Below are 12,265 nucleotides of genomic sequence, written 5' to 3'. Positions count from 1 at the left end.
TACATGGTCATCCTAAAACATAAAAAAAGTATTAAAGTACTATGCAACAAGTTGCAAAAACTATTGGGACGCAGCATGACAAGTTACGCCAATTTATTAAAACCATTACATTTAGGCTTTACCACCATTAAAAACCGTGTGGTGATGGGATCCATGCATACGGGGCTTGAAGACCGTTTTTACAATTACCCAAAACTAGCAGCTTATTTTGAAGAGCGTGCTAAAGGTGGGGTTGGCCTGATTGTGACGGGGGGTATTTCTCCGAACCGTCAAGGATGGCTCCTGCCAATGGGTGGAACCATGAATGGTTTAACAGATATTCCGCAGCACCGTCTGGTTACACATGCTGTGCATAAACATGGCTCTAAAATCTTAATGCAGATTTTGCACGCTGGCCGATATGGTTACCAACCATTTGTTGTGTCTTCAACAGCAATTAAATCTCCTATTTCACCGTTTAAACCCCGTCAGCTTTCTGAAAAAAATATTTTAAATACGATTGATGACTATGCACATTGTGCTGACATTGCCAAAAAAGCAGGCTATGACGGTGTCGAAATTATGGGTTCGGAAGGTTATTTAATTAACCAGTTTTTAAGTAGCCATGTGAACCAGCGTACAGACCGTTGGGGCGGCGATATTGAAAACCGTATGCGTTTTCCAGTCGAAGTTGTAAAAGCGATTCGTGCCAAAGTTGGTGAGAAATTTATTATTTGTTTCCGCTTGTCTTTACTCGACCTTGTGCATGATGGTAACACCATGCAAGAAGTGGTGACTGTAGCCAAAGCTTTAGAAAAAGCGGGTGTGACTTTATTAAATACCGGCATTGGCTGGCATGAAGCTCGTGTTCCGACGATTGTAACGTCGGTGCCTCGAGCCGCTTTTGTCGATTACACAGCCCACGTAAAACAGCATATTTCTATTCCGATTATTGCGTCAAACCGTATTAACATGCCTGAAACTGCTGAAGAGATTTTGACAGCAGGGAAAGCAGATATGGTTCAAATGGCTCGTCCATTATTAGCTGATGCTTTTTGGGTAAATAAGACTGCAACTAACCGTGTTGATGAAATTAATACCTGTATTGCTTGTAACCAAGCATGTTTAGACCACGCTTTTAAAAATCAGCGTGTGTCGTGTTTAGTGAACCCGCGTGCAGGTCATGAAACTGAACTGGTTTATTTAAAAACCAAGCAGCCTAAACGTATTGCGGTAGTAGGCGGTGGCGTAGCAGGAATGTCAGCAGCAACTGTTGCGGCAAGCCGCGGTCATGCGGTTACTTTGTTTGAGGCAACTTCAGATGTGGGCGGTCAGTTTAACTTTGCCAAAGTTGTACCGGGTAAAGAAGAGTTTCACGAAACGATTCGCTACTTCAAAGTCCAACTCGAAAAAACTGGGGTGGATGTACGTTTAAATACTCGCGTGAACCGTGAGCAGCTTGAACGCGAAGGTTTTGATGAAGTGATTGTTGCAACAGGTGTAATTCCACGCGCATTAAAAATTGAAGGAAGCACTGCACCACAAGTTCTTTCTTATGCTCAAGTTTTAAAAGGTGCAGAAGTTGGGCAAAAAGTAGCAGTGATTGGTGCTGGCGGTATTGGTTTTGATGTATCTGAGTTTTTACTTAAACCTCCACATCAACCACAGCCTCAACCTTTAGCCGAGTGGCAACGTGAATGGGGGGTAGACCCAGATCCGAACTATGTTTCTGAAGGTGGTATGCAGCCACCAGTGGTTGAACCAGCAATCCGTGAAATTTATTTATTACAACGTAAAACAACACCATTAGGTATTGGCCTTGGCAAGACGTCAGGTTGGGTACACCGTGCACAGCTTAAAAAGCATGGCGTGCGTATGCTACGTGGTGTGCAATATAAAGCAGTCACTGATGAAGGGCTTTGGATTGAGCACAATGGGCAAGACCAGCTTTTACGTGTAGACACGGTTGTAGTGTGTGCAGGTCAAGAGTCGGTAAAAGACTTGATGCCAAAAGAAGGTGAGTCGACTATAGCGAACTACCATATTATTGGTGGAGCAAAGCTTGCAGCAGAGCTAGATGCGAAGCGTGCGATCAAAGAAGGAGCAGAATTAGCTGCTCGATTGTAAAATTGATGAAACAATATGCACTTGAACACAAAGCGATGATATTTTTCTTGAATAAAATGAATAAGCTTTGTATTCTTACGCACATGGAAGCGTGGCAGAGCGGTTTAATGCACCGGTCTTGAAAACCGACGAGGGTGTGAGTCCTCCGTGAGTTCGAATCTCACCGCTTCCGCCAAATTCGAAAAGCCCCTGTTAAAAGCAGGGGCTTTTTTTATTTCTATGGCATAAATTGATTGAGTTGCGTCAGCATTTAGTCTGGAGGTTGAAGGTTACTATACTTATTCTGTAGGATTTAAAGTGGCTTTAAATAGAAAAATTTAATATAGTCACTTAGATATAAAATGAACATATCATTTATTACTAAAGCTAGTTTAATAAGATTTTTCGATTAATATAAGAATAGTTGGAGAGAAAAATGAGTAGATCTGGAAAAACTGATTTGGAAAAGTTAATTTTACTAATTAATCTAGGTGTTTTGTACTCTTTGAAAAATAATTATATAGATATAAATGAAGCTGAATATTTTTTGTATACACCATATATGCTTAGACTTTTGAAAGAAAATAATTGCTCTATCGACTTAATTAATATAATTCATAATGGGACCGAACTAGAAGATCTTGGGGGGTTAAATATTGATTTTAAAAGTGAAGTAGAAAAAATGTTTAAGGAATGTGAGGATATGATCAAGAATTTTCCTGAAACTAGTTTTGAGTTTGAAAAATGGTATGATCAAAATTTATTTAACAAATATAATTGAGATATATTTAATATAAAAAATATTGCTGACACCTTATTAGATCTTGATACTATAGAAAGTAGTTTAGGAGCTTTGAAAATTTACGAATAATTTTAGAGTTTAAAGAATTATCAAAATTTATAAATAGCTGTTATTGGATAGAGATTGTATTTATGATTATTTTGTAAATAGGGGGTATCGGAATAATTTATATTTAAGAATTAGGGCGAAATTTTGTTTTACGCTTAATGTTGTGAATACTTTATTAATAACTGAACTTGATTTTTAGAAGCAATATTATATTCAAATGGTTATTTACTTTAAATACACGTAATAACTATTTAGCTATCAAGAAAATGTAAGTAATAGGATAAAAATGTTAGAAACTGATGTTTTAATTGTTGGGAGTGGTCCAGCTGGTTCTTCTGCTGCACTTATGTTAAGTAGTTATGGAATTAGAAATATCATAATAACTAAATATAGATGGCTGGCAAACAGTCCGCGTGCTCATTATATCAGTCAAAGAACTATGGAAATTGTTCGAGATTTAGGGATCTCTGATGAAGTAATCGCAAAAGCAGCACCAAAAGAAGTTATGGGAGATGTTGTTTATTGCACATCTTTAACGGGTGATGAAATTGGACGCTTTCCTTATGGAATGAATCATCCAGAAAGAATGTCAGAATATGCTAAAGCGAGTCCCTGTGAACAGTGTGATCTTCCTCAACACCTATTTGAACCTATTTTACTTTCAAATGCAGCATCACGAGGGAGTCATCCAAGATTTGATACGGAATATTTATCTCATGTACAAGATGAGAACGGCGTAACAGTCACTGTTTTAGATAAATTAACTCAACAAACATACTTAATTCGTTGTAAGTATTTAATCGGAGCTGATGGTGCAAGTAGCCAAGTCGTAAAAGATTTAGATTTACCTATGGCTGGTAAAATGGGGAAAAGTGGCAGTATAAGCATTATTTTTAAAGCCGATTTAACCAAATACGTCTCGCATCGACCCGGATACCTCTGGTGGATTATACAACCTGGAGCAAACATTGGTGGGATTGGCCTAGGGTTGTTGCGTATGGTCAGACCTTGGAATGAATGGCAGATTGTTTGGGGGTATGACATTGAAAAAGAAGAACCATCTCTTACCGATGATGAGGCGATTGCAATTTGCAAGCAGCTTATTGGTGATAACGACATTGAAATAAACATAAGTAGTAAGTCGTTATGGACAGTAAATGAAATGTATGCAGAGCAATACTCAAAAGGTCGAGTTTTCTGTATTGGCGATGCTGTCCATCGTCATCCACCTTCGAATGGATTAGGTTCAAACTCATCTATACAAGACGCTTATAACTTATGTTGGAAATTAGCATTTGTATTAAATGGCAAAGCGGGTAGTGGTTTATTAGACAGTTTTAATGAAGAAAGAGCACCTGTTGGTGAGCGAATTGTTAAGCGAGCAAATCAAAGTGTTAGAGAATTCTCTACAATCTTTTCTGCTTTAGAGTTAGATGGAAAGTACAGTACAGAGACGATGCAGGGAAGTATAAATGCCTTAAGCGAAAGTAATGAAAAAGGTGCTGTTAAACGTCGTGATTTAAGATCTGCAATTGAATATAAAGCTTATGAATTTGCTGCTTTAGGCGTAGAAACTAACGTACGGTATTATTCATCTGCAATTGTTGGAGCAGAGTCTGCTATTGAAAATAAAATAGATTCTAGTAGAGATGAAGATCTTCATTATTATCCTTCATTTACCCCCGGTCATAAACTCCCTCATGTATGGCTAGTCAAAAATCATAAAAAAATATCAACCTTAGACTTAATCGGAAATGGAAAATTTACGCTGTTCTGTTGGTTGCAAGGTGACAAATGGAAGTGTGCTGTAGACAAACTTAATAACCAGCTCAACTTGGATATTAACGTTATACAGGTAGGCCCAAAAAGAGATGTTGAAGACTCTTATGGAGAACTGTCTCACTCTTGGGGTAATGATGAAAATGCTTGCATCATGATCAGACCAGACGGCTATATTGCTTGGCAAAGCAACAAAATTGAATCGGCGGACAATGAATTGCACAAAGCCATATCATCAATACTTAGTTTGAATTAGTATTTGACTGCTTCACCAAATTCGAAAAGCCTCTGTTAAAAGCAGAGGCTTTTTTATGTGAATGTTTTAATGCTTAGAAACCTATATAAAAATTTGGATTGAGTTAGGTAGATTTTTATTTCAGTTTAATTTTATATTTTGTACTTAATTACATCCTCATAATGGTCAATATCTTGTCATTGTTTGAAGAATTCTTTCGGGTCAACTATTGCTGCTATAGGTATAATTATGAGTAGAATAGCTTCTTATAATACTAGCCCTTTTACATCACTAACTTGCAAACTAAAATCGCCTGATATGTACCAAATTTAAATTAAGAGATATGGATAATTCATGAATTTAATAAAACCTAGTAGTAAGTTCTTTCTTACAATTTTTCTTATGATGAATCTTTCAAATACATATGCAGCAAAAATACAGGCTGTAGATGCTGAAGTACAGGAGAGTGCTGTAGATGTAATGGAAGCTGCTGGAGCAGAAGCTGTAGGTGGGCAAGAGGATATATGCCGTGTTGACGAGGCGTGTGATGTTGCATCTGCTGTTTCTGAGGACGAAATGTACGGTGGCATTCAACAGGAATATGTCGTAAAAGGCTGTAAGGTAACAATCTACAACGATGGGCCTGTGAAAATGGTCAATGTAAAGACGGATCAACCATGTGATGCTCCACTTCCTAAAGACCATAAATTTTCTAGATAGACTCCGTGAGCCTATAAATTATTTTGAGTGCCTTTAAAAAAGTTTTAGTACTTAGCAACTCATATGGAAATTTGGATTGAGTTAAGCCGATTTAGATTTCAGCTTAACTTTATATTTCATCGTGTCTTGGAAATGAATCCTCGTTTTCTACTATTTAATCTTTAGCATGTTGTTTTTTCTCAAAATCATGAACCATTCGAATACGCTCTTCAGTTGCAGGATGAGAGGATAAAGTATCAAGCACAGCTGTAGATAGTTTATTAGCTGAAGATTCTTCTTGAGAAGTTGGTGGGTTGGACTGATTTTTTTTATCGGTACCTTCTTCTGTTGTATCGCTTAGACGTTGTAAGAAATTTGCGAAATGCGAGACTTCTATATGCTTCCTATCCATCAGCTGTAAAGCATATAGATCGGCTTCGGACTCAAATTTACGTGAGTAATTTGCACCAATCATAGCAGCAGGTAATGAGGTAAATAAGTCTGAATTATCTCCTGTCATTGCAATGTATAATATACTTAAGCCTAAACTAGTTAACCCTTGTTGCAAACTATGGCGATAAACCAAATGGCCTTGTTCATGGGCTAATACGCCTAAGATTTCCTGATTAGTATGTGCCATTTTGATCAGTTCATCTGTGACGATAATCGTATTATTAGGTAGCGCTACAGCATTTGCCCCTAAATGATCGCCTTTACGGAAGACTAATTTGGCTGGTCTGTTTTCAGCAATAGTATTCAAATATTGTTTAGTAATTTGGTCTTTTTGAGTTTGTGCTAATTGGCTGGGTGCAGTCCAATTATTTAATACATAATTCTCGGCTTCATCACCTAATTTCTTTAAAGTATTCTCAGGTAATTGAAAAGCAAGATAATGGGATGTGGCTGGAACACCCCATTTCACTAGACTGATCGCAAAAGTAACCACAAAAATTACACTAAAAAGAATAAGAGCTGGAGAGCGTTCAAATTTCCAGATTGAATGTTGAACCTTTTTAGTTGTGTAATTAAACCATTCAGGTAATGCACTATGAAATTCAATCCGTGCATCATCAGATAATTCAATCACTGGGTGTAACTGTCCCAGCGCACCAATCAATTTCATATCAGTATATTGATAATGGCGTTGTTGTTCTAATTGCTCACCATACCGAATGAGAACTTCAGATTTAGATTGAGCTGAAATCTGAGCACGGTGAGGTTTAGACACTATGCCATCATAGAAAATGATATCTACTGCTTGGGACATAAATTATTAAACTCAGATTATTATAGAGAGATGTCAATATCAAAAATATCACTGATTTCTTCAGCTAAAGCACTTTGTTCTTGCTGAGCGAGATTCATCATTTGATCTGGATCATCTAATAAAATTAAACTCATCGATTCAATCTGATATTTGTGAATACGAACCGCAGCCCAAGCAGACATTAAACCTATCGTTAAGATTTTTACAATCCAGTTTGAAGCTACAATCCATGCAAAACGCCATTGATTACAGTCTGTTTTAAATTGACTGTTTCCAACTGTCGTATTGTTCCATGTCGTAATAAAAATACGTGCAGCAATTAATGGATAAATAAATAATCCAATAAATGCATATACCATAACTATTCCGAAGACTAAAGCGTTCGGTGAGAACCCAGCAATTGTTCCTGCAAGAGCAAAGTAAATTATTGATAAAATAGCAATTATACCAATTGCAATAAAAACTGGTATATAAACTGCAGCCATATATTCAGACCATTTCGCGTTTAATTTAAAATTTAATTGTCCAGCATATAAGTTGTTTAGATAATATTTTTTATATAGCCAAATAGCGACAGGTGTAAAGATTCCTAATGTGAAAATATATACCAATATACTCAAAAGAAAGACTTTATAAGATTCTTTTATCGTTCCACCAAAATAAAAACGTGCGTTGCCGAACTTACTATTTCTTGCAGTAAAACGCAAAGTAGCGCGAATTAGCCAAGGTATTGCTGTATATAGTGCAACTAGTCCAACCACAGTCGCAACTATTGAATACTGTGATGAAATTGCAAATACTGCGTAAATTCCTAATGCAATTAAACGTCCAATCAAAATCTTGGTTGGAATCCCGGTAAAATCAAAGCGGCGTTCAAAAAATTCTGTATTGCCATAGAAATAGCGTAAGCGACGAACTTTAGCCCACGGTGCATATAAGCTTAAAGTAATAATAGTCAAAAGAATATTAACGATCCAGATTCCAAAATATTCTGAGGCTTTACCATGAAACTTAAAATGATAAATTCCTGATTGAGAAATTGGTGGGGACGTAATATTTTGATCCTCATTCAAATCTTGAGGAGATGAGGGTAAAGCTTGTTCTTGCATTTTATTCTCTTTATTGAAACTAAATGATCTTGATTGAATGTAATAGATAATTAGAAAGCTATTGAGAACATTATATATTTTTTATAAATGGAAAGAAATAGAATGAAAAGCAAACAACAATACCACTTGTGGCCCTCTACGGTGGAACGGGAGAAAAACACCTTTTATTTTATATAAAGCCTCTTATTATTTTAGTTGAGAATAATATTGTTTTCGCCAATCAAGATAGTTTAAATCTAAATAATCTTCATTCCCTAATTTTATGGAATAGTATGATCGTAAGGCTATTTCAAAGGCTCCTTCATGGTGTAAAAGCTCTGCAACTTGCTGCCTAGTCAATCTATCTAATAAATTATGATAAAATTGATTCACAATTCCATCTGCGTTTTCTTTATTTTCTTTAAATATTGAGCTCAACTGAGATGTGATAGTTTCAAGTAAATAAGGAATGTCACATTCAATAATAAAATCACTTTCTAGTCTCTTTTCTAGTGTTTCTTCTGCAATTGAGTGGATTATTAGTTTCGATATTATTTCGGAAGATTGTGAAAGAATCATTATTTCTCCTTTTTCCTCCAAAGCTTCAAGTATTTTACTTACCTTATTTATATAGTCTTGATGAGTGTTCGTTAGCATTAATTTTTTTAGCCTTAGAGATTATTATTAATATTATAAATTTTATTCATTTAACCTAATACCCCTTATACGAAATACGGGCACAAACCCTAATCAAAAAACCTATAATTCGCTAATTTGTTTTTGACTTCTGTAACTTTATAAACCCCAAATTAACAATAAATTTTAATTATTTATCCTTACTTTTTAATGATCTATTTTAAAGCAAATGTCATTTTGTGTGCTTGACTGCCAAATGGTAGAGCACTATCCTTTGCCTGCTGGCCACATTGCCAGTCGGTTGTCGCAGACCGGGAAAACAAAGTCGATATGCAAAACTCTTGTTTTGTGTGTCGGGAACTCGTTCGCCCCCTTTTTCTCTACGGTAGGGCGGAAGGGGGACACCTTCGGGTGTGCTGGTTCCTTTGTTTCCAGTCTGCGAACCCCCTTTCGTTCTGCCACCATAATTTTAATGATTTGGCAGAACTCCCAATAAAAAGGAGTTTGCTTTGCACATTCATTATTTCTTGGCAGCCTTTGCCAAAAGCTATAACGACACAACTTGAACTTTTAAAAGCAGTTTGAAAGTCACTTGGCTTTTCAGACTTTAATCCATCTTAACCAAAACTTAATCAACAATAAAACTTGAGATGTGCCAAGCACAGTCTTTATGGGCTTTGCTATGCCTTTTATTTATTTAAAAAAGAGTAAAGGCATTTTTATCTCATTTATATACAACAAGAATTTATTTTATAACGGTAAAACTATGCCACATTCAGATCTCCCATTTCGTGCTTTAAGTGTGCTTCACACTTCCCGATATCTGTTTAATCACTATGGCTTTCACAATGTCGGGGTCGATCGAATTATTGAGTCGGCGAAAATCCCGAAAGCGACTTTTTATAACTACTTTCATTCAAAAGAAAGGCTAATTCAAATGAGTTTAACCTTTCAAAAAGATGGTCTAAAACATGAAGTACTTTCAATCATTCATGTTCAAAAAGAATTAACGCTGCTTGAAAAGCTCCGCAAAATTTACTTTTTACATGCCGATTTAGACGGACTTTATCATTTGCTTTTTAAAGCTATTTTTGAAATTGCGAAAACGCATCCAAAGGCGTATCAGGTGGTCGTTGAATATCGAAACTGGTTTATTAATGAAATCTATAATTTACTTTTAACAACCAACGCAAATGCTTCAAAACAAGATGCGCACATGTTTTTGTTTGTGATTGATGGGGCAATGGTTCAGCTTTTAGACCCAAACAAGCCAGATGAAAAAGAAAAATTATTAGATTATTTTTTTATTACTTTAGGATAAATGAGAGGAAAACATAGGTAAGGAAAGATACTAATAATTGCTTACTTTCCTTACTTTGAAAATAAATTAAACCTGAGCTTAATTTAAATAAACATTACTTCTTTTGCTTAAAACGATATTTACATTTTAGGCAGCGATAATCCTGAAAAATATTTTTATCGATCATTACGCCTGCTTTTTTACCAAAAATATTGCCAACTACACCGCCGGTAATACCTGCGCTAATTGCACCGACAAAAGTTCCTACAGTTCCGCCAACAATCACACCTAAAGGGCCAGCAATCGTACCAATCGCTGCACCAACAGAAGCTCCAGTTGCAGCACCACCTACAGTGCCTGCTGTCGTACCAGCAGCTGTCAGTAAAACACCGCCAGTTGTTCTAAGTAATTTGTCATGGTCACGTGCTTCAACTTCGGTAGAACCACACTTAGGACATTGCAGAGCTTTTTCCATAAAATTTCCTGTCTTTCATCATTGAGTGACACAGTACGGCGCTAAATCAGTTAAGTGGGTAAAGAACCTGTCTTTCGATGAAGTGTCTTTTTCCTATTGAGCGATCGTAACGATAACTGGTCTGCTTTGATTTTAGCTGAACATTGACACAAATATTTATAGATCATGTAAACACTTGTACTTTAATAATTATCTCATTAAATACCAATGTTTAGAATGACTAAGGCTTACATATTAATGTGTCTAGTAGAGAACAATTTAATAATGATGAATAGAATGTGAATGGTTTTTTTAGTAGATTTACTGAAGTTACTTAGGGTAATGAGCTGTAAAATGATAAAAGGCTTATCCTGTTTGAATAAGCCTTCTTTGAAGATTAGAGTGATTTTTTCCAACTCAAAAATTTATATAATCCAAACATGAATGTAATCCAGATTGGAATTAAAATCACCGATTTTTCAAACCCTTTTGTCCACATGATATATAAAATCATGCCAATAAAAATCAAAACGATATAGTTACTTAAAGGTGAAAATAGTGCAGGGAATTTAACAACCTTACCTTCAAGTTTCATGGCACGTTTAAACTTTAAATGGGTAAAGCTAATGATTGCCCAGTTTAAAACCAATGCAGCCACAGCCATGTACATGAGATAGCTTAAAGCTTCTTCTGGGATAAAATAGTTCAGCAATACACAACCAAAAATCAGAATAGAAGAAAAGATAACAGCAGGTGTTGGAACCCCTTGTTTACTCACTTTTGTAAAAATTTTGGATGCGTGACCTTGTACTGCTAGGCCATACAACATGCGACTGTTTGCGTACATACCACTGTTATAAACAGACAGTGCAGCCGTCAAAATAATAAAGTTAAGCAAATGCGCTGCCCAGCCAATACCAAGCTGGCTGAAAATCATCACAAATGGACTTTTATCTAAACCACCGAGGTCAAGCTGATTCCACGGAATGAGCGACATGATGATGGCAAGCGAAGCTACATAGAAAACCAAGATTCGAAAGATGACTTGGTTAATGGCTTGTGGAATGCTTTTTTCAGGATTTTCGGCTTCAGCAGCAGTCATCCCAATCAGTTCAATACCGCCAAAAGCAAACATTAAGAAGGCAAGCATATAAAACAGGCCCGAGAACCCATGCGGGAAAAATCCGCCATGCTGCCATAGGTTCGAGAAGCTAGCGATAGAATCACTACCTGCGGTGACCAATAAATATAAGCCAAACACGATCATGGCAATGACTGCCGCAACTTTAATAATGGCTAACCAAAACTCAGATTCACCATAAAATTTAACGTTGCCTAAGTTCAAACATGTGACCAAAACAAAGAAAAATAAGGCTGATACCCAAGCAGGAATATGAGGCCACCAGTAATGCACATATTTAGCAACTGCTGTCAGCTCGGTCATCGCGACCAAAATATAGACCACCCAATAGTTCCAGCCCGATAAAAAACCGGGGAATCTTCCCCAATATTTTTGTGCAAAGTAACTGAAAGAACCGACCACAGGTTCTTCTACGATCATTTCACCCATTTGGCGCATAATTAAAAATGCGACCAAACCGACAATGGCATAACCTAAAATAATAGAAGGGCCAGCAGACTGGATGACTTGTGCAGAGCCTAAAAATAAACCTGTCCCGACAGCACCACCCATAGCGATTAACTGGATATGGCGATTTTTAAGTCCGCGTTTTAATTGGGAAGATGAGTTGCTCAAAATATATGCGCTGAATAAAAAAGCTGGCGTTATTGTAATGGATTGCGCATCATTAGCCTAATCGGAAAAATGGTGATGAATTGCAAGTATAGAAAACTACGGATATTTGAAATGAT

Annotated in this window: 10 protein-coding genes and 1 tRNA gene; 6 read left to right on the top strand and 5 right to left on the bottom strand. The window is 36.5% G+C overall.

Annotated features, from left to right (window positions below; translation table 11 throughout):
* The first annotated feature begins 75 nt into the window (after window positions 1-75).
* The 5 genes from F968_RS13455 (at window position 76) to F968_RS13435 (ending at window position 5,669) form a co-directional block, all read left to right on the top strand.
* Entirely contained in the window at window positions 76-2,106 is a 2,031-nt protein-coding gene (locus F968_RS13455; protein ID WP_004793877.1) for an NADPH-dependent 2,4-dienoyl-CoA reductase, read from the top strand.
* Between the two features lie 85 nt (window positions 2,107-2,191).
* Window positions 2,192-2,281, top strand: a tRNA-Ser gene (locus F968_RS13450).
* A 240-nt stretch (window positions 2,282-2,521) separates the two neighbouring features.
* Complete coding sequence (locus F968_RS13445; RefSeq protein ID WP_004793876.1) at window positions 2,522-2,866, top strand: DUF3969 family protein; 345 nt, start codon at window positions 2,522-2,524, stop codon at window positions 2,864-2,866.
* Between the two features lie 355 nt (window positions 2,867-3,221).
* Window positions 3,222-4,970: an FAD-dependent oxidoreductase gene (locus F968_RS13440; protein WP_004793875.1), complete on the top strand. Its 1,749-nt coding sequence runs from the start codon at window positions 3,222-3,224 to the stop codon at window positions 4,968-4,970.
* A 381-nt stretch (window positions 4,971-5,351) separates the two neighbouring features.
* Complete coding sequence (locus F968_RS13435) at window positions 5,352-5,669, top strand: hypothetical protein (RefSeq protein WP_081399669.1); 318 nt, start codon at window positions 5,352-5,354, stop codon at window positions 5,667-5,669.
* Between the two features lie 154 nt (window positions 5,670-5,823).
* On the opposite strand, the gene F968_RS13430 is transcribed toward F968_RS13435, so the two are convergent.
* From F968_RS13430 to F968_RS13420, 3 genes are all read right to left on the bottom strand, one after another.
* Window positions 5,824-6,915 (bottom strand): M48 family metallopeptidase, encoded by a 1,092-nt coding sequence (locus tag F968_RS13430; protein WP_004793873.1) that lies wholly within the window; start codon window positions 6,913-6,915, stop codon window positions 5,824-5,826.
* 20 nt (window positions 6,916-6,935) lie between these two features.
* Window positions 6,936-8,024, bottom strand: a complete 1,089-nt coding sequence (locus F968_RS13425; RefSeq protein WP_004793872.1) for a YjgN family protein — start codon at window positions 8,022-8,024, stop codon at window positions 6,936-6,938.
* Between the two features lie 186 nt (window positions 8,025-8,210).
* Window positions 8,211-8,660 carry a hypothetical protein gene (locus F968_RS13420; protein WP_228128905.1) on the bottom strand — a complete coding sequence of 150 codons (450 nt, stop codon included), beginning with the start codon at window positions 8,658-8,660 and terminating at the stop codon, window positions 8,211-8,213.
* Window positions 8,661-9,405: 745 nt separating this feature from the next.
* On the opposite strand from F968_RS13420, the gene F968_RS13410 reads away from it, so the two are divergent.
* Window positions 9,406-9,960 carry a TetR/AcrR family transcriptional regulator gene (locus F968_RS13410; protein ID WP_212749652.1) on the top strand — a complete coding sequence of 185 codons (555 nt, stop codon included), beginning with the start codon at window positions 9,406-9,408 and terminating at the stop codon, window positions 9,958-9,960.
* Window positions 9,961-10,054: 94 nt separating this feature from the next.
* Here the strand turns inward: F968_RS13410 and F968_RS13405 are convergent, their stop codons facing one another.
* Together F968_RS13405 and F968_RS13400 are read right to left on the bottom strand one after the other, a co-directional pair.
* Window positions 10,055-10,414 carry a C1 domain-containing protein gene (locus F968_RS13405; RefSeq protein ID WP_004793863.1) on the bottom strand — a complete coding sequence of 120 codons (360 nt, stop codon included), beginning with the start codon at window positions 10,412-10,414 and terminating at the stop codon, window positions 10,055-10,057.
* A 376-nt stretch (window positions 10,415-10,790) separates the two neighbouring features.
* Window positions 10,791-12,149: an amino acid permease gene (locus F968_RS13400; protein WP_081399547.1), complete on the bottom strand. Its 1,359-nt coding sequence runs from the start codon at window positions 12,147-12,149 to the stop codon at window positions 10,791-10,793.
* Window positions 12,150-12,265: the final 116 nt, after the last annotated feature.

This window comes from Acinetobacter sp. NIPH 817 (assembly GCF_000368405.1).
In the GTDB taxonomy this organism is placed as follows: Bacteria; Pseudomonadota; Gammaproteobacteria; order Pseudomonadales; family Moraxellaceae; genus Acinetobacter.
Note: the sequence above shows the minus strand (reverse complement) of the source record. Positions and strands in the feature narration are given on the sequence as shown.